We start from the raw sequence: 20,294 nt of genomic DNA, 5'->3' as shown, positions 1-20,294 counted from the left end.
AGGCTAGAGTCAGGAAGCGATGAAGAGTCTCAGGCACGCCGTTACGCTCCTTGTCCCTGCCCTGCTCGCCTTCGGAGCGGCGTTCGCATTTCTCGTGTTCGCCGTCGCCCGGCGGGTGGTCACGCCCATGCGCCGCCCGAAGGACACCGAGATCCTGGCCGTCGACACGGGAGCCCAGACGATCGAGCTGGAGCGCACCCTCGACACCGAGCTGCCCGGCCGGTACGGACTCTTCACCACCGGCACCTATGGCTACGTCAAACTCGGCGCCGTGCTCAGTGCCGACGGCAAGAGTGTCCGCCGCAAGCTGCTCACGCAGATCGAGCCGGGTTCCCGGGTGGACCGCGCAGCCTCATTCAGCGGGTACTACTACTCGTCGCCCAGTGAGCTTCATCTGCGCTGGGAGAACGTACTGATCGGTTCTCCTGCGGGCCCCTGCCCCGCGTGGTACTTCCCTGCGTCGTCATCGACCTGGGTGATCCAGGTGCACGGGCGCGGTGCCACGCGTGCGGAGTGCCTGCGGGCCGTGCCGGTGCTGCACGCGGCCGGTCTGCCCAACCTCGTGGTGTCGTACCGCAATGACGGCGAGGCGCCCCGCACCCGGGCCGGCGCCTACGCGCTGGGCGCATCGGAATGGCGGGATGTCGATGCCGCGATCGCCTACGCGCTCCGACACGGCGCGGAGCGCGTGATCCTGATGGGGTGGTCGATGGGCGGCGCCGTTTCGCTGCAGGCCGCAGTCACCTCCGGGCATCGCGACCGCATCGCGGGGATCATCCTCGAGTCCCCTGTCGTCGACTGGCGGACTGTGCTGCGCTTCCAAGCTCGGATGGCCGGAGTGCGCGCACCGTTGCCGGCCCTCGCGATGGGCGCCCTGCAATCTCCGCTCACCGCACGCCTGAGCGGAGCCGATGAGCCGATCCTGTTCGACCGCCTGGACATGGTCGCCCGCGCCGATGAGTTGACCGCACCGATCCTCATCCTGCACAGCGACGACGACGGCTTCGTTCCCGCCGACTCCTCGCACGCGCTGCAGGAGGCACGCCCCGACCTCGTCACGATGCCGAGGTTCACCGTCGCGCGGCACACCAAGCTCTGGAACTACGACGAGACCGGGTGGAGCACGGCGATCACCGACTGGCTGGATGCCCAGGGGCTCAGCGCTTCTGAATGACCTGGTTCTTCGCGCGCATGAGCATTCCCGTCATGCCGCCGATCCGCAACGGGGAGACCGCCTTGGTCAGACCGATCGACTGCGGGTAGTCGTTCGGGATCGCCAGCACCTCGTCGGCGGTGAGTCCGGTGAGGCCCTGCACCAGGATGCTCGCGAAACCGCGCGTGGTCGGAGCCTCCGGCGGAGCCGTGGCGTGCATCGTGACGATGTCGTCGTCCACCTCCACGTGGATGTACACGGGGGACTGGCACTCCGCGACCCGCTCGTACATCTCGGGGTGGGCGGCGACCTCGTCGGACACGTCGGGGAGCTCGTCCGAGTATTCGAGCAGCAGCAGGAGCCGATCGGACTCCGGGGTCTCCAGGAAACCGTCTCGGATCTCGGCCAGTGCCTCAGGAACTTCGCTCGCGCTCATCCCTGTCATTGTCCCACGTTCAGAGGGATCCCGGCTCGGCGCCGGTGACGATCGGCACCCGAACGGCGCTGCCCCACTCCGTCCAGGAACCGTCGTAGTTGCGCACGTTCTCGAAGCCGAGCAGGTGCTTGAGCACGAACCAGGTGTGGCTCGAGCGCTCACCGATGCGGCAGTATGCGACGACGTCATCGCCGTCGTTGAGACCGGCGCCCTCGCGGTAGATGGCGTCGAGCTCGGCGCGGCTGCGGAATCCGCCGTCCTCGGCCACGGCCTTCGCCCACGGCACGCTCTGCGCCGTGGGGATGTGACCGGCGCGCAGCGCCCCCTCCTCGGGGTAGGCGGGAGCCGTGGTGCGCTCTCCGCTGTATTCCTCGGGCGAGCGCACGTCGATCAGCGGGTTGCCGATGTGCGCGAGCACATCCTCCTTGTAGGCGCGGATGACGGAGTCGTCGCGCTCCACGACGGGGTACTCGGTCGCCGGGCGGTTCGCGGGCTCGCGGGTCAGCTCGCGACCCTCGGCGATCCAGCGGTCGCGGCCGCCGTCGAGCAGACGGACGTCTTCGTGGCCGAAGAGCGAGAAGACCCACAGTGCGTACGCAGCCCACCAGTTGTTCTTGTCGCCGTAGATGACGACGGTGTCGTCACGCGAGATGCCCTTGCGGCTCAGTAGCTCGGCGAAGCCTTCGCCGTCGACGTAGTCCCGCACGACGGGATCGTTGAGCTCCGTGTGCCAGTCGACCTTCACCGCGCCGGGGATGTGGCCGGTCTCGTACAGCAGCACGTCCTCATCGGACTCGACCACCACGAGCCCCGGCGTTCCCAGCCGTTCGGCGAGCCACTGGGTGGTGACGAGTCGGCCGGGCTCGGCGTACTCGGCGAACTTGGGGGAGGAGGAATCGAACTCGATGGCCATGGGGTCTCCGAAGCGTTGAGCGGACGAGGGTGCGGGTGCAGACGGCGTAGTGTTGATCCGTCCCTTCGACGATAGATCCCCGCCGAGCACCCTGCGCCCGATTCGTAAGACTTCGACACAGGCGAGCACCCGATTCAGGACTGTGATGACCGACCCGACCAGCCGCACCGGAATCGTGCACCTCACCGATCGTCAGCCGACGGTCACCGGACCGGAGATGCTCGCGAGCCTGGTGCCGCCGCCCCAGTTCGACACGGCGACGTTCGACAGCTACCGGGCCGATGCCGCCTATCCGTCCCAGGAGGAGGCCAAGGAGACGCTGATGCGTTTCTCCGGTCGGGGAGCCCCGGTCAAGCGCGGCGGATTCTTCAGCCGCGCGAAGAAGGAACCCGAGCTCAAGCCGGGCGTCTACCTGGACGGCGGTTTCGGAGTCGGCAAGACCCACCTGCTCGCATCCATCTATCACGCGATGCCGGCACGTCGGAAATACTTCGGCTCGTTCATCGAGTACACCGCACTGGTCGGGGCGCTCGGCTACAAGAACACGGTCGACCTGCTCAAGGGCGCCGACCTCCTCTGCATCGACGAGTTCGAGCTCGACGATCCGGGCGACACGATGGTGATGACCCGGCTGATCGGCGAACTCGTGCCGACGGGGACGCGCCTCGCCGCCACCTCCAACACCCCGCCGAACGCCCTCGGTGAGGGCCGCTTCGCGGCGCAGGACTTCCTCCGCGAGATCCACGCCATGTCCGACAGCTTCCAGACGCTGCGCATCGATGGGGTCGACTTCCGTCAGCGCGCGCTCGACGGTCACGCCGTGGTGCTCGATGACGACGCGTATGAGGCCGCATCGGCCGCGGCCGGTCAGGGGAGCGCCGCGTCAGACGACCGGTTCGACGACCTGATCCGCCACCTGGCCCAGGTGCACCCGTCGCGCTACATCCGACTCATCGAGGGGCTCGGCCAGGTCGGGCTGCGCGGCGTGCGTCAACTCACGGACCAGTCCGAGGCTCTGCGGTTCGTCGCTTTCGTGGACCGCGTGTACGACGCCCAGATACCGATCATCGCGACCGGCCTGGGCCTCGACTCGGTGTTCTCCGACGAGATGCTCGCCGGCGGATACCGCAAGAAGTACCTGCGAGCGGTCTCTCGGCTCAACGCCCTGACGCATTCTGCGTAACCCCTAAGGCCCGCGTAACGCGATGTTCACACCCGGGGCAGCCCTGTAACAGCGGGGAAACAAACCTCACGCATGCGCGAAACGGCGCGTCGTCACACTGAAGCTCTCAATTACTTCGGATGTGAGGTTTTCCTATGGATGCTCCCGGCAACATCTCGTGGGCGATCACCGCGACAGCGCTGGTCCTGCTCATGACGCCCGGCGTCGCCTTCTTCTACGGCGGTCTCGTCAAGGCGAAGAGCGTCGTCAGCATGATGATGATGAGCTTCGGCTCGATCGGCCTTGTCGCCGTGCTGTGGATTCTCTTCGGCTTCTCGATGAGCGCCGTCGACAGCCCGACCGCCTTCGCCGGCAACCCGTTCGCCGACTTCGGGCTCTCCAGCCTGGCGTCCGGTGAGGGCTCGAACGTCGCCCTCCTCGGCGTCGCCTACGGTGCGACCTTCGCGATCATCACCGTCGCGCTGATCTCCGGCGCGATCGCGGACCGCGCCAAGTTCGGCAGCTGGCTGATCTTCGCCGGAATCTTCGCCACGGTCGGCTACTTCCCGGTCGCCGCATGGGTCTGGGGTGGCGGCTGGATCATGAACCTCGGCACCACGCTCTTCGGTGAGGACAGCGGCATCGGCGTGATCGACTACGCCGGTGGTACCGCGGTGCACATCAACGCGGGTGCGGCCGCCCTCGCCCTTGCGCTGGTCCTGGGCAAGCGCATCGGCTTCCAGAAGGGCATCCTCAAGCCGCACAACGTGCCGCTGACGCTGCTCGGCGCCGCACTGCTGTGGTTCGGCTGGTTCGGATTCAACGCCGGTGCAGAGTGGCTGGCGGAGGACATGGGCGGCGTCGGACTCATCGGCCTGAACACCCTCGGTGCCACGGCTGCAGCGATCCTCGGCTGGATCCTGGTGGAGAAGATCAAGGACGGCAAGCCCACGTCGGTCGGCGCCGCGTCCGGTGCGGTCGCGGGTCTCGTCGCCATCACCCCGGCGTGTGCCAACCTGACGCCCGGCTGGGCACTGCTGCTCGGCGCCCTCGCCGGTGTGGTCTGCGCGCTCGCGATCGAACTGAAGTTCCGTCTCGGCTTCGACGACTCGCTCGACGTGGTCGGCATCCACCTCGTCGGCGGACTCATCGGCACCCTGTACCTCGGCTTCTTCGCCAGCGAGACCGGCCTGTTCGTCGGTGGCGACGCCCGTCAGCTCGCGGTGCAGGTCATCGCGGCGCTCGGTGTCCTGATCTACTCCTTCGTGGTCGCCTTCATCATCGGCTTCGCCATCGAGAAGACGATCGGATTCCGTGTCACGAACGAGGACGAGATCGCCGGTGTCGACCAGGTCGTGCACGGCGAGGAGGGCTACGCACTCGCCGACGCATGATCTGCGGTTAGGGTGACCGTGTGAGCAAGACCAACGGCATCCTGACAGCACTCGTGGACATCCTGCTCAAGGCAGTGGGGTCCGGCCGGGCGTCTCGGATGACAGATCCGAGACGCCCGGACGCGCGTCTGCGCACAGCGCAGGAGCGAACCGGCGCCGCGACCTCGTCGGGGCCGGCGCAGGAGCGTGGCACCGCGACCATGCGCATCGATCCCAGCCGGATCCGCGACCTCCAGGTCGCGTATTCACCCCAGCGGGACGGAGCTCCGGATGCGGGCGAGATCGTCTGGACCTGGGTCCCGTACGAGGAGAACGACGGACGCGGCAAAGATCGACCCGTTCTCGTGATCGGACGCGAATCGGCGGACCGCGTGTATGCCGTGCGCATGACGAGCAAGCCGCATGACGGCGATCGCGACTACCTGTCGATCGGCACGGGTGCGTGGGATTCGCAGGGGCGTGAGTCGTGGGTCGACGTCGAGCAGCTGTACAGCGTGCACGAGCGAGGACTGCGGCGGGAGGCCGCCGTCCTCGACAGGCGCCGTTACGACCGTGTCGGAGCCGCTCTCACGCGGCTGTACGGGTGGTCTGTCGCGGGGTGAGAGCGGGGAATGCCTGGAGGACCATCTCGACGAGCTCGGACAACGGTCGAGTCAGGGGGTCTGTCGCCGGGAGACCCGTGTCGAGCTCGATCTCGTCGATCGCTCCGGCCAGCTGATCCGCGGAGAGGTTCTCGTGGTTCACGGTCACCCCGATCACGCGGGTGTCGGCGAAGGCCTCGATCAGAGCGATCTCGCTCGTGACGGTCGGCATCGCGACCATCGGGAAGTCGCCCAGGACCGTGCGACCAGGTGCATGCTGCACGATCACTGCCTCGGGCTGGCTGCCGCGGAGGATGTGCGCCGAAGTGATGTAGGCCGGGTGGCTGAGCGCGCCCTGGCCTTCGACGATGATCACGTCGGGGTGCTCGCCCTCGTACGCGGCGACCACCTGGTTCTCGACCTCGCCCGAGCAGAACTGCGGCACGAGTGCGTCGAGCGCGACGCCGTAGCGACCGCCCTGGATGATCGTGGTCTGTCCGGTGCCGACCATGACGGCATGGATGCCGCGCTCATTGAGCGCACGGACGAGGATCGTGGCCGTCGTGCGCTTGCCGATCGCACCGTCGGTGCCGAGGATCGTGATGCGTGGGCAGGTCACATCGAAGATGCGGCCGGAGAAGAGGTGGAGGTCCTTCTTCTCCTTCGGCCGACGGATGTCGGTGATGGTCACCCCGGCGAGCAGGGCGGCCGCCACGAACTCCGCATCGTCCGTGAGGAACTCGTGCAGACCGTTGATGATGTGCATGCCGCGGGCGATGCCGTCCAGCAGAACCGTGCGCTGGTCGGCTGAGAGCAATCCGTCGGCCGGAGCGACTCCACAGATCAGGTAGTCGGGGACGTGACCGGCGTGCGCGATCGCCGTGGGCAGCCCGCCGAGGATTGGGATGCCGTTCGCGGTGCCGTCCAACAGCATCCCGGCGTCCGCGCCGGCGTGTGTGCTGTCGATGACGCTGAGGATCTCGTACTTCTCGGAGTGGCGGACGAGTCCGTTCGCGGTCTTGCCGTCCTGCTCGCCGAACTGGCCTTCGCAGTACACGATCGCCGTGGTGCCGACGGGGAGAGCGGCAGGCTCCGCCCACGCGTGCGCAGGGTCGATGGAAGAGGGAACTGACGGGGTGGGCATGACGCTCCTCGGTCTCACACAGAGGAGGCGACGGAGAACGAAATGACCCAGAAGGCCCGTTGGTCGACGAGAAGTCTTCCCTGATGCCGGCAAGATACCGGCACGCTCACCGTAGCAGTGCTCGCTGGGACCGGGCCGTGTATACGAAGGCACCTATCCTCGGCTCGCGAACAGGCGGGATCGGCTCGCACCGCGAGGCGATGCAATCCGATCCCTCACGGGCTTCGAACCAGTGATGAGTCGCATCCAGCGGCGACATACAAGGAGGAATCATGCGTTTCATCCCCACCAAGGTCCACGGAGCCCTCGACTACATCGTCGGCATCGCGCTGATCGCCGCGCCCTGGCTGTTCGGCTTCGCGAGCATGGGCGGAGCGGCGGTCATCATCCCGATCGTCCTCGGCGTCGGGCTGATCGTGTACAGCCTGTTCACGAAGTACGAATGGGGTCCCTTCGGCGTCATCCCGATGCCGGTCCACCTCGTGTTCGACATCGTCGCCAGCCTGTTCCTGGCCCTTTCTCCGTGGATCTTCGGTTTCGCGGGCGAGGCGCTCAATGTCTGGCTCCCGCACGTCGTGGTGGGTGCCGCCGTGATCGTCGTCGTGATCTTCTCGCAGCCGCAGCCGGCGAACGCTCGGGGCCACGTCGCGACCGCCTGATCGACTCCCGGACGCGATGCCGGGCGACTGGACTTCCCGAAGCAGTCGCCCGGCATCGTCATGCGTGCTCACAGGAGCTCGTCGGTGCCCTGCAGTGCGCGGCTCAGCCAGCGCGCATAGAGCGTCCACGGGTCGCCCTCGCATCGGAGCGCGGCGACATGCGCCCGTAACTCGGCAGTGAGGGTGAACCACTCACCGCCCTCGCGTATCGCGGCGAACTCGCGGTGGCGCTGCTGCTCGACGGAGCGGTCGCCGCGTTCGAAGGCGAGGAGCTCCTGGTGCCGGATGCTCGCGAGGCGCTGCCGCGGGCGTCTGCTGGTGCCGATCTTCACTCGCTCGTCGTAGCGGATGTAGTAGACGACGTCGACGCGGGGGAGAGGGAGGTCGGGGTCGGGGGCATCGCCGTAGCGCCACCCGCAATCGGCGCAGCACCAGGCGCCGTCGATCCGCACTCCCTGCATGCTGCCGCAGAGCGCACAGGGACTCGGAAGGGCGCGTTTCGTCGGCACCGAAGCAGACTACGCGCGCCCTCCGACACCCGACCCGGCCTCAGCCGGCGTGCACGAGGATCTTCGCCCCGGCACCGCCGCGCAGCGCGTGGATCGCGTCGACGACGTTCTCGAGTGGGGTCTCCTGCACCCAGCCGGTCGTGTCGTAGACCCCACGGGACATGGCCTCGATCACGGCATCGAAGTCCTCGGGAAGATACGCGAGCGCGCCGGCGATCTCGGTCTCGGCCATCACCAGCTGCGTGGGGAGGAAGTCCATCGTGCGCTCGTGGATGGCGACCACCACGACGCGGCCGCCGGGGACCAAGTTGGCCAGCGACGAACTGATGGCTGCGCCCACTCCCGCCGCGTCGAAGGCGACGTCGACGCCTTCGCCGTCGGTCAGGGAGGCGGCGGCGGCGGCGAGATCCTCGTTCACCGGGTCGACCACGGTGGCGCCGAGGGCTGCGATGATGGCGCGACGCTCCGCACTGGGCTCCGAGACGAGCACACGCTCGACGCCGCGGGCCCGCAGGGCGAACCACACGCCGATGCCGATCGGTCCGGCGCCTGCGATGAGCGCGGTACCGCCCGACTCGACGCCACTGCGGGAGACCGCATGCCACGCGACCGACATCGGCTCGACGAGGGCGCCCATGCGCAGATCGACGTTCTCCGGCAGCACGTGCAGCTTCGTCGCGTCGACGGTCGTGAACTCCGCCATGCCGCCACCGTCGGAGCTGAGCCCGTGGAAGCCGATCTTCTGGCAGGCGTTGAACATGCCGCGACGGCAGGCGGGGCATTCACCGCAGTAGTAGATGGGCCAGACAGCCACCCGGTCGCCCACCGCGACGCCCGTCACGCCCTCGCCGAGCTCGACGACGGTACCGGAGAACTCGTGGCCGAGGATCTGGGGCAGTGTCGAACCCGTCACGGGGTGCGGGTGGTCGAGATCGAGTCCGGCGGCCTCGGGGGAGTAGTAGACGTGGAGGTCCGACCCGCAGATCCCCGCATACGCGTTGCGCAGCTTGACCTGTCCGGGCCCGGGCGTGGGCTCGGGGACGTCTTCGATGCGCAGATCTTCCTTGGCGTGGAACAGTGCGGCCTTCATTGGTTCTCTCCTTGTCCGGTGGCCGTCATCGCAGCCACCACTCCGGTGACGCCGCGAGGATCAGTCTCACGGCGCGGTCGATGTCGTCGTCGTCGCTCCGCAGCCACTCCTCGATCGCGCCCACGGTGCCCGCAGCGGCGTACGCCACAGCGATCCGCATCGCGGACGCGTCCGCCGCGAACACGGGCGGAACGATCTCCGAGTGCAGCTCGGCCCACAGCAGCAGACCGGAACGGATGGATGCCTCCAGGTTGCTGCGGACGGGGGCGGCCAGCAGGGGCTGCATCGCCCCGCGGTACACCGAGGCCCGTCGGCGGATGTGCTCCAGGAGGGCTCGTTCACCATCGCCGATGGCATCGGTCTGCGGCAGGACCTCCATGGCGGCGTCGATCTCGGCGGAAAGCGCGTCGGCGAGAAGCTGCACCGGACTCTCCGCGTGCCGGTAGAAGGTGTCTCTGGTGACACCCGCCGCTGCACAGATCGCGGAGACGGTGACATCGGCGACCGGCATCGCTCCGGCGAGTTCGAGCACCGCATGACGGAGACTCTCCCGTGAACGTCGCGACCTCGCATCCATGCCCCCAGTCTATCTGACAGTTGTCAGATAAAGACCTCTTCTGCGTCGTGGATCACGCGCCTAGTCTCGAAGGAAGCGGGAGTTCGCGTCTGCCGGCGAAGGCGACCGTGACGACCAGTGCGGCGAGGGGAGCGGAGATGGTGGACGGGTCCCGGCGCGGCCCGATCGCGTGGATCGTCGTGTCGGCCCTGTCGATCGCTCTTGCGGCGTGTGCACCGACGGGTGCACCCCCGTCGCCCTCGAGGCTTCCCGACGCCTCGGGATCGGTCTCCGCCGGAACCGAGACGACAATCGTCGAGAATCTGGCGGCGCCGTGGTCGATCGCCTTCCACGACGGGGTGGCGCTGATCAGCGAACGCGACAGCGCCCGGATCGTCGAGGTGTCGGACGACGGCGATGTCCGCGAAGTCGCGGTGGTCGACGGCGTCGAACCGGGTGGCGAAGGCGGCTTGCTCGGAATCGCCGTGCACGAGCGATATCTGTACGCGTACTCCACCGGCGCGGACGAGAACCGCGTGCAGCGCTTCCCCCTCACCGGGGCACCCGGCTCCCTCGGCCTCGGCGCGCCGGAGACGATCCTCGACGGCCTGGCCGCTGCGTCGAATCACAACGGCGGTCGCATCGCGTTCGGCCCCGACGGCACGCTGTACGTGACGGTGGGAGATGCGGGCGACCGGGACAGCGCGCAGGATCCGCAGTCACTGTCAGGCAAGATCCTCCGCATAACCCCCGACGGCGAAGTCCCAAGTGACAACCCCATCGAGGGGTCGCTCGTCTACAGCCTCGGTCACCGCAATCCCCAGGGGCTGGCCTGGGACGAGGGCGGCACGCTGTACGCGAGCGAATTCGGGCAGGACACCTGGGACGAGCTGAACGTCATCGAACCCGGCGGGAACTACGGATGGCCCGTCGTCGAGGGCATCGAGGATCGCGAGGAGTTCATCGATCCCGTCCAGCAGTGGGCGCCGGATGCCGCCAGCCCGAGCGGCATGGCGATCGCGGACGGCACGGTGTTCATCGCGAATCTGCGGGGTGAACGGCTACGTGAGGTGCCGTTGGGCGATCTCTCGTCGTTCGCCGAGCACTTCACCGATGCCTACGGACGGCTTCGTGATGTCGTGGTCGCCCCCGACGGTGCGCTGTGGCTGCTCACGAACAACACCGACGGTCGCGGCGATCCCGGAGACGGCGACGACCGCGTCATCCGTGTGCCGCTCGAGTAGCCCCGGTCGCGTCCGCGCCCCAGGAAGCGAGGAGTCGGAGTCGTTCGGCGGAGGGTGAGCCGGGCTCAGCGCTGTAGATCAGCATCACCTGGCCCGGTTCGGCCGTGAGCGCGAGCTCTTCGTAGACGAGGGTCAACTCGCCGACGACCGGATGAGTGAAGCGCTTGATGCCCGAACCGTGGGTGCGCACGTTGTGCGCGGCCCAGAGGGTGCGGAATGCCTCACTGCGGGTGGAGAGCTCACCGACGAGGTCCTGGATGCCCTTGTCGTGCGGGTCGCGGCCCGCCTCGGCGCGGATGACGGCGACGCACATCTCGGCGAAGAGATCCCAGTCGGGGTAGAACTCCCGCGCTGCGGGGTCGAGGAACTGGAATCGGGCCAGGTTGGGGACCCGCCCGCCGTCGCCGATCACCGGTGAATAGAAGGCGCGGCCGAGCGCATTCGTGGCGATGAGGTTCTGCCGCTGGTCGCGGACGAACGCCACCGCCTCCGTCACGGAATCCAGCGCCCACTGCAGGCTGGGTCGCGGAGCTCCCGCCTTCGCCGTGCGGCGTCGAGCGCGTCCGGAAGAGGGAATGCCGTCTGCGGCGCGAGCGAGGTCCAGCAGGTGCGCATGCTCGGCGTCGTTGAGCTGGAGCGCGCGCGACACCGCCTCCAGGACTGAGGAGGAAGCGCCGGCGATGGCACCGCGTTCGAGCTTGGAGTAGTACTCGACGGAGACTCCGGCGAGGAGCGCGACCTCACTGCGACGCAATCCGTCGACGCGCCGGTTGCTCCCGGCGGTGAGACCGGCTGCCTCCGGGGTCACGCGGGCGCGCCGGGTCATCAGGAACTCGCGGACCTCTGCTCGATTGTCCATCAGGTCAGCGTAGATCCGATGCGCGCGGGAAGGGACGCCCTGAGAGGGCACCTCTCGGTGTCACGGGTGGTCCGGCGACCTCGCGATCTCCGGCCGCCGGTCAGCCCGCGGTGACGACGGGTTCCCCGTCGGTACACCCTTCGTCCGGGACTCCCGCCCTTCGGCGGACCGGTGGACGCTGGAACCCATGACACCACCTGTCGCGCTCTCTCGGCGGCTCCTGCCCGCACTGCTTCTGGTCCTGACCGTGTTCGGTCCGATCTCGATGGACCTCTACCTCCCGGCTCTTCCTGCGCTCACTCGCGACCTCGGCTCGGCGACTTCCGTCGCGCAGCTCACGGTCACGGCGTGCCTCATCGGACTCGCGGTCGGACAGCTGACGGCGGGACCGCTGTCGGACCGGCTCGGGCGGCGTCGCGTCCTGCTGGTCGGCATCGTCGCGTACGCGGTGACATCGCTCCTCTGTGCGTTCAGCCCGACGGTCGAGTTCCTGATCGTCGCTCGCCTGGTCCAAGGGCTTGCCGGCGGCGTCGGCATCGTCATCGCCAATGCCGCGGGACGCGACGTGTACGCGGGTGGTCAGCTGATCCGCTTCTACGGGCGCCTCACGGTCGTCGGCGGGTTGGCGGCGATCATCGGGCCACTGCTCGGTGGCGTGCTCACGGCTTTCACCGATTGGCGGGGCCTGTTCGTCTTCCTCGCCATCGCCGGCGTCGCGATCCTGGCTGCCACGGTGTTCCTCTTCGGGGAGACGTTGCCGGTCGAGCAGCGCAGCTCAGGAGGCCTCCGCAACGCGCTGCACGACTTCCGTACTCTGCTGAGCGACCGGGTCTTCCTGGGAGCCGTCCTGAATCAGGGCTTCCTGTACGCGGCCCTGTTCGCCTACCTCGCCGGTGCGACCTTCGTGCTGCAGGACGTGTACGGGCTCACACCGCAGGGGTATGCCGCGGCCTTCGGTGCGAACTCCGCCGGGTTCATGGTGTGCGGCTACCTCGCCGGTCGCGCGGCGGAACGGTGGAGCGTGAGGGGCACTCTCGCGGTCGGAGTCGTCGTCACGGCGGCCGGCGCGCTCGGACTGCTGCTGGCAGGTCTGACGCTGCTGCCACTGTGGGCCGTGCTCGCCGCGCTCTTCACACTCGCCGGCGGAGTGGCCATCGCCTCGCCGCCCGCGACCACCCTCGCGCTCAGCGAGCATCCGCAGTCGGCGGGGACGGCCTCGTCGCTCCTGGGCGTGGCGCGATTCGGGTTCGGCGGCGTCGCGGCACCGTTCGTCGGTCTCGCGGGTGCGTCGAGCATTCTGCCGCTCGGGATCGTGACGACGGTCTCGGCCGTGCTGGCCGGCCTGTCGTACGTCTTGCTGGTGCGGACTCGGCGCGCGGCTGTTCTGCCTGCATCCGGGAGCGAGCTCGCGGCGAGGCACTGATCCGCGCTGCGATCCTCAGCGAGGCCGCGTCCGGGGGAGGGGAGCGGAAGCGGGACGCCGGGCTGTGAATGTCGGAAGCCCCGCACACCGGGAGCTGTGCGGGGCTTCTCTGGTGGGCGATACCGGACTCGAACCGATGACCTCTTCCGTGTGAAGGAAGCGCGCTACCAACTGCGCCAATCGCCCATACCCGTGGGGTACGTCAACCGATACTACCCGACGCTCAGAGGCCGTACGGACCACTCTGTGAGACACGCGCGAGATTCGCTGCGGGTTTGGCGGAGGGGGAATCTTCGGCTAATGTTTCATGAGTGCCCGGGACAACCGGGAACGAAATGCGGATGTAGCGCAGTTGGTAGCGCACAACCTTGCCAAGGTTGGGGTCGCGAGTTCGAGTCTCGTCATCCGCTCGAGTGCAGAGTGTCTTCTTCGGAAGACTCTTCGCACGTGGGGTCAATCCACACGGTGGCGTGGCCGAGCGGCTAGGCACCGGCCTGCAAAGCCGTTTACACGGGTTCGAATCCCGTCGCCACCTCACGGTAAAACTGAATAGCCCCAACGGGCGCGATTGGCGCAGCGGTAGCGCGCTTCCCTGACACGGAAGAGGTCACTGGTTCGATCCCAGTATCGCGCACAGACAAACCCCCGGTCTTCCGGGGGTTTTTTCGTGCCCGGGAGCTGCTGCCCGGGCGTGCCCTCGACGGATCGGTTCACCTGTCGGACGGATTCCCTGGGCGGCGGCCGTAGCACGGCGCTTCTCCCGACGGGTGTGCACGCTCCCTACGGACGTACCGGCGGACACCTGATCCCGGCGACGAGACTCCCGGAACCAGGCGTCCGCACCGTTCACGCCCGGATCATCGTCCCTTCAAAAGCGTGTCCCCGATGAACCCGCCCTCCGTGCAGCCGGGCGGGATCGCGAACACGGCGGACCCGATCGGGGTCGTCCATTCGTTGAGGAGGTCGAGTTCGTCGAGGCGCCGCTGCATCGGGATGAACTGCCGTTCGATGTCGGCCTGGAACGAGACGAACAGCAGCCCGGATTCCGAGACGTCCGCACCGGCCGGCCGCTCGTCGTAGTTGTACGCGCGTCGGAAGATGCGCTCGGCCCCTTCGCCGCGGGCGCGCCGGATGTGCGCGAACTGCGGGATGACCGGGAAGCCGATCGCGGTCTTCGCCTCGAAGTCTGGTTCGTCGAACTCCTCGCGACCTGTGAGGGGGGCGCCGTTGGCGAGTGTCCTGCCCACCGAAGCATCGCGTCCGCTCCGGTCGAGGCGGTCCCACTTGTCGAGGTCCATCCGGATTCTGCGGATCACCATCCCGGTGCCGCCGGCGAGCACTCCCTCGTCGATCCACACGACGCGATCGAAGTCCTCGGTGCCGGGCTGCGGGTTGGTGGTCCCGTCCACCTGTCCGAACAGATTGCGCATGGTCGTTCCGGGCCGCTCCGTCCCATAGGCGCGACGGAATCCCTGCTGGGTCCAGCGGATGCTCGCGAAGCCGCGCGCGTCCTTCAGCAGCATCCGCGTGGCGTGCGCCACCGTCAGGGGATCGTCGCCGGCGATCTGCAGCAGGATGTCGCCGTCCGAGAACTCCGGGCGCAGCCGATCCACACCGAACGCGGGGAGGGGCGCGAGCCATGCGGGGGTCGAACCTCCCGCTCGCCCGACGAAGCCCGGACCGACGCCGAACGTGATCGTGAGGCGCGCCGGCGACGAGGCGAGTTCCGGCTCGGAGTCGGCGAGGGCGGGGAGCCCTTGCGTGAGGCGCGCCGCGTCGTCGGTCAGGAGTCGCATGAGTCGGGCGAGGGCATCTCGGTCGACATCGTCGTGGAGGTCCAGGCCGACGAAGACGCCGTGGGCCTGGGCAGCGGTGTCGATACCGGCCTGATGGGCGCCGAAGAACGGCACGGTCTCGTCTCCGTTCATCGGCACGGATGCGGGTTCCGGCGTGGCGTCCGGTCGATTCAGGGCGAGGTCCGCTCCGACGGCCGCGACCGCGCCGACACCGGCGACAGCTCCTCCGAGGAGGAACTGCCGCCGGGTCGACCCGGTGCGGGGGGAGCGGGCGCCCTCAACGGGCGCCGTCATCAGTGATCCATACCGTCGTGCTCGTCGCCGCCCTCGTAGTTCTCGTTCGCGCCCGAGTAGTCCTTCACGGGGGCGGTGAACTCGTAGGTGGAGTCGTCATCGAACGTGAGGGTGAAGGAGACATCTGTTCCCGCGGCGAGCGGGCCGGTCAGGTCCATCATCATGATGTGGTTCGCCCCCGGCTCCAGCGCGAGCTGCCCGCCGGCGGGGATCACGAATCCGCCGTCGATCTCGCGCATCACCATCTCGCCGGCGTCGTTCTCGACCGTCTCGTGCAACTCGAGCATGGTCGAGGCCGCAGAGGTGACGGACACCACGGTCGCATCGTGGTCGTCCGTGTTGACGAGGGTCCCGAACGCGGCGGACATGCCTTCGTCGGCGGACTTCACCCAGGCGTCTTCGATCCTGACGACGTCACCGGCGGGGCGGCTCTCGGTCTCGGCCGGTGCCGCCTCCGGAGTACACCCCGTCAGAGCGAGGAGCGAGACCGCGATCACGGCCGCGAGTCGGGGGAGGTTTCTGGTGGTGTTCACAATGGTGCCTTTCACAGATCATCTGCCGCAGGGCCGCCGGTCTCCGGCGGTACGGCTGCCGTCCGAGGACGGCGGAGGAATCGAATGAGCACGAGGATCAGAACGGCTGTGGCCGCCCCACCCGCGCCGATGAGCAGCACTCTGAGCGCGCCGCCCGGTTCTGCGTTCTGATCCGCCTGCTCCGAGGTGTCCGCGGGCGCGGCCGTCGCATCGCCGGTGTCCGATGTCTGTGCCATCGGATCGGCGTCCCCCACAGCGAAGGGGATGACCCCCGCGATGGGGTGACCGTCTTCCGAGACGACCTGCCAACGCACCTGGTAGCCGCCGGTCGGCAGCCCGGGTGCGAGCGACGCGGTGACCGTGCGTCCGGCCACTGTGACGTCGCTGGCGACCCAGTCCTCGCCCGAAGCATCGACGACCAGGACGACGGCCCCGGTCAGAGACTCATCGAGCACCAGCAGCTCGCCCGAGAACGTCATCGTGATGGTCTCGGGAGGGGTGGTCAATCGTTCGTCGGCAGCGGGTGTGCTGGAGGTCAGCTGGTCGTGGGCGGACGCGGGCGTCGCGATCGCGAGGGTCGCGATCGTCGCCAACGCCAGCCCGGCCGCGATCCTGCGGACAGGGGACATGGGAATGGCCTCTCATCGGACGTCGCCGGAGCGACGAGCGTGCATGCGTTCGGAGCCCGCGCGCATCGAATGCGCGCGGCGGGACACAACACTCGGCCGGGACCGGCCGAGGATGCGGATCAGATCGCCGCGGTGAGAGGTGGGGCTCGGCCGCGCAGAGTCGCGAGGAGAACCAGATCGGATGCGTGCGCGACATCGAACCGGCCGTGGAGTCGGTGGGCGACGCGAAGAGCCGGAAGAGTCAACACCTGATCGGCACGACGTCGTACCCACCGCACCAGCTGGACCGCGAGGTCGCGCAGCGCGAGCAGCAGGCGTTCGCCGCGGTACAGCGCGGCCACGGTCAGCAGACCGGCGAGCGCGTGCCCGAGCCACATCGAGGCGTCAGCGGTGGCGACTTCGGGGATGCCGTTCACCGCCGGCAGCACGAGGGGTGTGCCGTGCACGTGCGGCGTCGAGACGCCGGACGGGGTGACCGTGCCGAGGACGAAGAGCACATGGAACAGGAACTGGCTCGCGGCGACGGAGATGCCGAGGCGGATCAGCGACAACGAGCGGCCCGCGAGCAGCACGCTGATCATGAACGAGAAGACCCAGGGGACGAGGATGCCGACGGCACCGGGCATCTGCCCTCCGCCGGAGACGTGACCGGCCAGTGCGATGAAGATCGCGAGTGACGAGGCAGCGAAGCCGCGGACGACGGCTGGCTTCCTGGACTCGGTCACGCTTCCAGTCTGGCATGACCTCCGCGACGTCACCGGCGGCTTCGACCGATCGTCCTGGAATCGCCACGGTGCTGTCACCGCGTCTCCTGGACTGTGCCCCCCACCCACCGAAGAATGGGCAGGATTCGCGTTCGACCAGTGAGCCGGGAGTCCGCGTCTCACGTCATCCGTTGAGGTGAATCGTCGCGCTGTTCGGCGCCCGTGCGGGGGGAGACGGAGGCGGCCGGGAGCACTGTCGTGGGGCCGCCCAGCGCGCGGAGCGCGTACAGGATGGTCGCGAGGTCGACGAGTTCCTGGACGAGCGCCCCGACGACAGCGGGGATGAGCCCGGTCATCGCGACGATCATGAGTCCGATGCTCAACCCGATGCCGATCCAGATCGCGGTGAGAGCGACCCGCAGCGTGTGACGACCGATCGAGACGGCGTCGACGAGCTTCGCCAGCGAATCGACGAGGATCACGACGTCGGCGGCATCGCCAGCTGCCGTCGCGCCCTTGGCTCCCATGGCGACGCCGATGTCCGCGGCGGCCAGGACGGGTGCGTCGTTGACGCCGTCGCCGACCATCATGACCGGGCGCGGTTGCAGCTCAGCGGCGAGAGCGACCTTCTCGGGCGGCAGCAGTTCAGCGTGGACCTCGGAGATGCCCACCTGATGAGCCACCGACTCCGCCGTCGGGCCGACATCGCCCGTGAGCATGACGATGCGATCCACCTCGTGTGTGCGCAGCCACGCGATGACAGCCGCTGCTTCGGGCCGCGGATGGTCGGCGAGGACGAGCACCCCGGCGAAGCGACCGTCGACCGCGACGTATGCTGCGGCCTGGCTCAGCTCGAGCGTCGCCCGCGCAGTGTCGGGCGCGAGAGCCGCCACATAAGCGGGCTTGCCCACCACCACCTCTCTTCCGTCGATCTCGGCGACGACACCGTTCGTGGCCTCCTCGCGAGCTTCGGCGGCGCCGAGGAGCGTGATTCCGCGCGCCTCTGCTGCGCGGCGGATCCCCTCGGCGAGCACGTGCGTCGAGTACTGCTCCGCCGAGGCGGCGAGCTGCAGGACCTCATCCGCGCCGAAGCCGTTCGCGGGCCGGACGTCGACGAGCTCCGGTCGGCCCTGAGTGAGCGTGCCCGTCTTGTCGAACGCGGCCGACCGCACACGGGCGATCAGCTCGAGGACGGCCCCTCCCTTCATGATCACGCCTGTCTTCGCCGCACGCGAGAGGCCGCCGAGGAACGCGACCGGGGCAGCGATCAGGAGCGGGCAGGGAGTCGCGAGCACGAGGACTTCGGCGAATCGCGACGCCTCGCCCGATACCGCCCAGGCCGTCCCTGCCAGGACGAGTGACACCGCGGTGAATGGAATCGCGAAGCGGTCGGCCAGGCGGACCACCGGCGCATGGGAGTCTTCCGCGGCGTGCACGAGCGCCACGATCTGCTGATACTGGCTGTCCGCGCTGCTGCGGACGGCCCGGATCCGCACGGCACGGCTTCCGTTGATGGACCCGGACAGCACCTCGTCTCCGGATTCACGTGACACGGGCATGCTCTCACCGGTCAACGAAGACTCATCGAACGTGCCTGATGACGTGAGGAGCTCGCCGTCGACCGGGACGATCTCCGACGGGCGCACGAGGAGTACGGCGCCGACGGCGACCTCGTCGACGGGCACATCCCTGACCTCATCCGACTCCGCGGACTCCGCGTGCACGAGCACGTGTGCGATGCGCGGAGACCGATCCAGCAGAGCCGAGAGGTCACGCTTCGCTCGACGGCCGGCGAAGTCCTCGAGGGCCTCTCCGCCGGAGAGCATGAGCACGATGATGAGCGAGGCGATGTACTCGCCGACGGCCAGCGTCGCCACCATCGCGACCACCGCCAGGATGTCGAGGCCGACATGGCCACGGAGTACGTCGCGCACCATTCCGACGAGGGTCCAGACGACGAACACCGCCACGTAACCGGTGGCGACCCCACGTCCGAGGGCCGGGGCATCGACCGCGTGGAGGACCAGCACGCTCACGAACACGAGGACGGTCGTCGTGATCGCCGGATATCGCCAGAGCACGCGGAGAAACCTCATGCCCCAGCTTCCCGCGTATCGGTGCGCACGTCCACCGCGGCGGAACGACTCGCGGATGCAGCGCGAGCCGCGTCGATTCCGCGCGCCTCACCGGCGACCGTCCCACCCGATAGTGTGTGGGCAACAGAGCAGCGAGGAGCCCCGGATGAGTGCCCAGATCGTCGATGTCGACAACTTCACGCGGGTAGAAACCGACACGATGATCGACCGGATGCTGCCGATCATCGGCGGGGTGGGCGTGTTCCACCACGACCGTGCGCTCCCGCCCCTGGAGCAGCAACCGGTGATTCGACAGAACCGCGACACGCTCTATTCGGTCGCGATCATCGATCTCAGTGGGGGCCCCGTCACCCTCACACTGCCGGAGGTCGGAGACCGGTACGTCTCGGTCATGATCATCAACCAGGACCACTACATCAACCGTGTCTTCCATCGGGCCGGCTCCTATCCCCTCACGATCGAGGAGTTCGAGACCCCGCACGTCATCGCCGCGGCACGCATCCTCTTCGACCCGGCAAGTCCGAGTGACCTCGAAGCGGTGAATGCGATCCAGGACCAGATCACTCTCACCGCGAGCGGTACGCAGGAGTTCTCTCACCCCGAATACGACCACGACAGCTACGTCGAGGTTCGCGAAGCCCTGCTCGTGCTGGGCAAGACGATGGGTGGACTGTCGGGATGCTTCGGAGCGAAGGAAGACGTCGACCCCGTGCGTCACCTGGTCGGCACGGCGCTGGGCTGGGGTGGCCTTCCCGATGCGGAGGCGTCGTACATCAACATCGACCCCAAGCTTCCCGTCGGCCGCTACACCATGACCTTCCGAGACGTGCCCGCCGACGCGTTCTGGTCGGTCAGCGTCTACAACGCGGCCGGCTACTTCGAACCCGGGCCGATCGGCGCCACGAACGTCAACTCGGTGTTCGCCACCAAGAACGAGGACGGATCGACCACCGTGCGCCTCGGCGACCACGGCGACGATGCCGCGAACTCCATTCCCCTCCCGGAGGGCTGGAACCTCCTGATCCGGCTCTACCGGCCGCGGCTCGGTGAGCTCTCCTCATGGGAGGTGCCGGAGATCATCGCCGGCTGACCACACCCCGGCGGTGCAGACCTCGCCGT

20 protein-coding genes and 4 tRNA genes are annotated in these 20,294 nt (G+C 68.2%); 11 read left to right on the top strand and 13 right to left on the bottom strand.

Annotated elements, in window-relative coordinates; genetic code table 11:
* Window positions 1–19: 19 nt before the first annotated feature.
* Window positions 20–1,174 carry an alpha/beta hydrolase family protein gene (locus GZ67_RS0110315; RefSeq protein WP_029263279.1) on the top strand — a complete coding sequence of 385 codons (1,155 nt, stop codon included), beginning with the start codon at window positions 20–22 and terminating at the stop codon, window positions 1,172–1,174.
* Here GZ67_RS0110315 and GZ67_RS0110310 read toward each other — a convergent pair.
* Complete coding sequence (locus GZ67_RS0110310; protein ID WP_029263280.1) at window positions 1,158–1,589, bottom strand: SufE family protein; 432 nt, start codon at window positions 1,587–1,589, stop codon at window positions 1,158–1,160. The two genes, GZ67_RS0110315 and GZ67_RS0110310, sit on opposite strands and share 17 nt — an antisense overlap.
* A 19-nt stretch (window positions 1,590–1,608) precedes the next feature.
* On the bottom strand, window positions 1,609–2,502 hold the full coding sequence (locus GZ67_RS0110305; RefSeq protein ID WP_029263281.1) for a sulfurtransferase: 894 nt from the start codon (window positions 2,500–2,502) through the stop codon (window positions 1,609–1,611).
* A gap of 145 nt (window positions 2,503–2,647) precedes the next feature.
* Here GZ67_RS0110305 and zapE point away from each other — a divergent pair, with 145 nt between their 5' ends.
* From zapE to GZ67_RS0110290, 3 genes are all read left to right on the top strand, one after another.
* Window positions 2,648–3,685, top strand: a complete 1,038-nt coding sequence (gene zapE, locus GZ67_RS0110300) for a cell division protein ZapE (RefSeq protein WP_029263282.1) — start codon at window positions 2,648–2,650, stop codon at window positions 3,683–3,685.
* Between the two features lie 134 nt (window positions 3,686–3,819).
* Window positions 3,820–5,058 carry an ammonium transporter gene (locus GZ67_RS0110295; RefSeq protein WP_029263283.1) on the top strand — a complete coding sequence of 413 codons (1,239 nt, stop codon included), beginning with the start codon at window positions 3,820–3,822 and terminating at the stop codon, window positions 5,056–5,058.
* A 20-nt stretch (window positions 5,059–5,078) separates the two neighbouring features.
* Entirely contained in the window at window positions 5,079–5,660 is a 582-nt protein-coding gene (locus GZ67_RS0110290) for a type II toxin-antitoxin system PemK/MazF family toxin (RefSeq protein ID WP_029263284.1), read from the top strand.
* Here the strand turns inward: GZ67_RS0110290 and GZ67_RS0110285 are convergent.
* On the bottom strand, window positions 5,626–6,783 hold the full coding sequence (locus tag GZ67_RS0110285) for a DUF1611 domain-containing protein (RefSeq protein ID WP_029263285.1): 1,158 nt from the start codon (window positions 6,781–6,783) through the stop codon (window positions 5,626–5,628). The genes GZ67_RS0110290 and GZ67_RS0110285 overlap by 35 nt on opposite strands.
* Before the next feature lie 272 nt (window positions 6,784–7,055).
* On the opposite strand from GZ67_RS0110285, the gene GZ67_RS0110280 reads away from it, so the two are divergent.
* A complete protein-coding gene (locus GZ67_RS0110280) occupies window positions 7,056–7,442 on the top strand; it encodes an SPW repeat domain-containing protein (RefSeq protein WP_029263286.1) in 387 nt (128 codons plus the stop codon).
* 68 nt (window positions 7,443–7,510) lie between these two features.
* On the opposite strand, the gene GZ67_RS20425 is transcribed toward GZ67_RS0110280, so the two are convergent.
* Genes GZ67_RS20425 through GZ67_RS20150 form a run of 3 tightly spaced genes read right to left on the bottom strand, consistent with a single transcriptional unit; the run spans window position 7,511 to window position 9,618 of the window.
* Window positions 7,511–7,951, bottom strand: coding sequence for a GIY-YIG nuclease family protein (locus tag GZ67_RS20425; protein WP_036303982.1), 441 nt, complete (start codon window positions 7,949–7,951; stop codon window positions 7,511–7,513).
* Window positions 7,952–7,991: 40 nt separating this feature from the next.
* On the bottom strand, window positions 7,992–9,041 hold the full coding sequence (locus tag GZ67_RS0110270) for a 2,3-butanediol dehydrogenase (RefSeq protein ID WP_029263288.1): 1,050 nt from the start codon (window positions 9,039–9,041) through the stop codon (window positions 7,992–7,994).
* Window positions 9,042–9,066: 25 nt separating this feature from the next.
* Entirely contained in the window at window positions 9,067–9,618 is a 552-nt protein-coding gene (locus GZ67_RS20150; protein WP_136025873.1) for a TetR/AcrR family transcriptional regulator, read from the bottom strand.
* 137 nt (window positions 9,619–9,755) lie between these two features.
* Between GZ67_RS20150 and GZ67_RS0110260 the strand changes: the two genes are divergently transcribed.
* The gene (locus GZ67_RS0110260) at window positions 9,756–10,841 is read left to right on the top strand and encodes a PQQ-dependent sugar dehydrogenase (protein ID WP_029263290.1); all 1,086 of its coding nucleotides are present in this window, start codon (window positions 9,756–9,758) and stop codon (window positions 10,839–10,841) included.
* Here the strand turns inward: GZ67_RS0110260 and GZ67_RS0110255 are convergent.
* Entirely contained in the window at window positions 10,819–11,700 is an 882-nt protein-coding gene (locus GZ67_RS0110255; RefSeq protein ID WP_029263291.1) for a helix-turn-helix domain-containing protein, read from the bottom strand. The two genes, GZ67_RS0110260 and GZ67_RS0110255, sit on opposite strands and share 23 nt — an antisense overlap.
* 187 nt (window positions 11,701–11,887) lie before the next feature.
* Here GZ67_RS0110255 and GZ67_RS0110250 point away from each other — a divergent pair, with 187 nt between their 5' ends.
* Entirely contained in the window at window positions 11,888–13,123 is a 1,236-nt protein-coding gene (locus GZ67_RS0110250) for a multidrug effflux MFS transporter (protein ID WP_029263292.1), read from the top strand.
* Between the two features lie 110 nt (window positions 13,124–13,233).
* Here GZ67_RS0110250 and GZ67_RS0110245 read toward each other — a convergent pair.
* Window positions 13,234–13,309 (bottom strand) — tRNA-Val (locus GZ67_RS0110245).
* A gap of 151 nt (window positions 13,310–13,460) precedes the next feature.
* Here GZ67_RS0110245 and GZ67_RS0110240 point away from each other — a divergent pair.
* The 3 genes from GZ67_RS0110240 (at window position 13,461) to GZ67_RS0110230 (ending at window position 13,757) form a co-directional block, all read left to right on the top strand.
* Window positions 13,461–13,533, top strand: a tRNA-Gly gene (locus tag GZ67_RS0110240).
* A 54-nt stretch (window positions 13,534–13,587) separates the two neighbouring features.
* Window positions 13,588–13,658: transfer RNA gene (locus GZ67_RS0110235), tRNA-Cys, on the top strand.
* 27 nt (window positions 13,659–13,685) lie between these two features.
* A tRNA-Val gene (locus GZ67_RS0110230) sits at window positions 13,686–13,757 on the top strand.
* Between the two features lie 223 nt (window positions 13,758–13,980).
* Here GZ67_RS0110230 and GZ67_RS0110225 read toward each other — a convergent pair.
* From GZ67_RS0110225 to GZ67_RS0110205, 5 genes are all read right to left on the bottom strand, one after another.
* Window positions 13,981–15,213 carry a Dyp-type peroxidase gene (locus GZ67_RS0110225; protein WP_029263293.1) on the bottom strand — a complete coding sequence of 411 codons (1,233 nt, stop codon included), beginning with the start codon at window positions 15,211–15,213 and terminating at the stop codon, window positions 13,981–13,983.
* Entirely contained in the window at window positions 15,213–15,746 is a 534-nt protein-coding gene (locus GZ67_RS0110220; protein WP_029263294.1) for a copper chaperone PCu(A)C, read from the bottom strand. The genes GZ67_RS0110225 and GZ67_RS0110220 overlap by 1 nt, the downstream gene beginning before the upstream one ends.
* Before the next feature lie 11 nt (window positions 15,747–15,757).
* The gene (locus GZ67_RS0110215; protein WP_029273879.1) at window positions 15,758–16,375 is read right to left on the bottom strand and encodes a copper resistance CopC family protein; all 618 of its coding nucleotides are present in this window, start codon (window positions 16,373–16,375) and stop codon (window positions 15,758–15,760) included.
* A gap of 119 nt (window positions 16,376–16,494) precedes the next feature.
* On the bottom strand, window positions 16,495–17,100 hold the full coding sequence (locus GZ67_RS0110210) for a hypothetical protein (RefSeq protein WP_051662456.1): 606 nt from the start codon (window positions 17,098–17,100) through the stop codon (window positions 16,495–16,497).
* 158 nt (window positions 17,101–17,258) lie between these two features.
* A complete protein-coding gene (locus tag GZ67_RS0110205) occupies window positions 17,259–19,175 on the bottom strand; it encodes a heavy metal translocating P-type ATPase (RefSeq protein ID WP_051662455.1) in 1,917 nt (638 codons plus the stop codon).
* A gap of 145 nt (window positions 19,176–19,320) precedes the next feature.
* Between GZ67_RS0110205 and GZ67_RS0110200 the strand changes: the two genes are divergently transcribed.
* Complete coding sequence (locus GZ67_RS0110200) at window positions 19,321–20,265, top strand: DUF1254 domain-containing protein (protein ID WP_029263298.1); 945 nt, start codon at window positions 19,321–19,323, stop codon at window positions 20,263–20,265.
* Window positions 20,266–20,294 lie beyond the last annotated feature (29 nt).

Origin of the sequence: Microbacterium sp. Cr-K20 (assembly GCF_000708325.1) — a bacterium.
Lineage (GTDB): Bacteria > Actinomycetota > Actinomycetes > Actinomycetales > Microbacteriaceae > Microbacterium.
Note: the sequence above shows the minus strand (reverse complement) of the source record. Positions and strands in the feature narration are given on the sequence as shown.

Coding starts and splice junctions, on each gene's coding strand:
- GZ67_RS0110305 (WP_029263281.1), bottom strand. CDS start 2,502: ATGGCCATCGAGTTCGATTCCTCCTCCCCCAAGTTCGCCGAGTACGCC.
- GZ67_RS0110310 (WP_029263280.1), bottom strand. CDS start 1,589: ATGAGCGCGAGCGAAGTTCCTGAGGCACTGGCCGAGATCCGAGACGGT.
- GZ67_RS0110255 (WP_029263291.1), bottom strand. CDS start 11,700: ATGGACAATCGAGCAGAGGTCCGCGAGTTCCTGATGACCCGGCGCGCC.
- GZ67_RS0110225 (WP_029263293.1), bottom strand. CDS start 15,213: ATGACGGCGCCCGTTGAGGGCGCCCGCTCCCCCCGCACCGGGTCGACC.
- GZ67_RS0110295 (WP_029263283.1), top strand. CDS start 3,820: ATGGATGCTCCCGGCAACATCTCGTGGGCGATCACCGCGACAGCGCTG.
- GZ67_RS0110250 (WP_029263292.1), top strand. CDS start 11,888: ATGACACCACCTGTCGCGCTCTCTCGGCGGCTCCTGCCCGCACTGCTT.
- GZ67_RS0110270 (WP_029263288.1), bottom strand. CDS start 9,041: ATGAAGGCCGCACTGTTCCACGCCAAGGAAGATCTGCGCATCGAAGAC.
- GZ67_RS0110285 (WP_029263285.1), bottom strand. CDS start 6,783: ATGCCCACCCCGTCAGTTCCCTCTTCCATCGACCCTGCGCACGCGTGG.
- GZ67_RS20150 (WP_136025873.1), bottom strand. CDS start 9,618: ATGGATGCGAGGTCGCGACGTTCACGGGAGAGTCTCCGTCATGCGGTG.
- GZ67_RS0110315 (WP_029263279.1), top strand. CDS start 20: ATGAAGAGTCTCAGGCACGCCGTTACGCTCCTTGTCCCTGCCCTGCTC.
- GZ67_RS0110260 (WP_029263290.1), top strand. CDS start 9,756: ATGGTGGACGGGTCCCGGCGCGGCCCGATCGCGTGGATCGTCGTGTCG.
- GZ67_RS0110215 (WP_029273879.1), bottom strand. CDS start 16,375: ATGTCCCCTGTCCGCAGGATCGCGGCCGGGCTGGCGTTGGCGACGATC.
- GZ67_RS0110205 (WP_051662455.1), bottom strand. CDS start 19,175: ATGAGGTTTCTCCGCGTGCTCTGGCGATATCCGGCGATCACGACGACC.
- GZ67_RS0110200 (WP_029263298.1), top strand. CDS start 19,321: ATGAGTGCCCAGATCGTCGATGTCGACAACTTCACGCGGGTAGAAACC.
- GZ67_RS0110280 (WP_029263286.1), top strand. CDS start 7,056: ATGCGTTTCATCCCCACCAAGGTCCACGGAGCCCTCGACTACATCGTC.
- zapE (WP_029263282.1), top strand. CDS start 2,648: ATGACCGACCCGACCAGCCGCACCGGAATCGTGCACCTCACCGATCGT.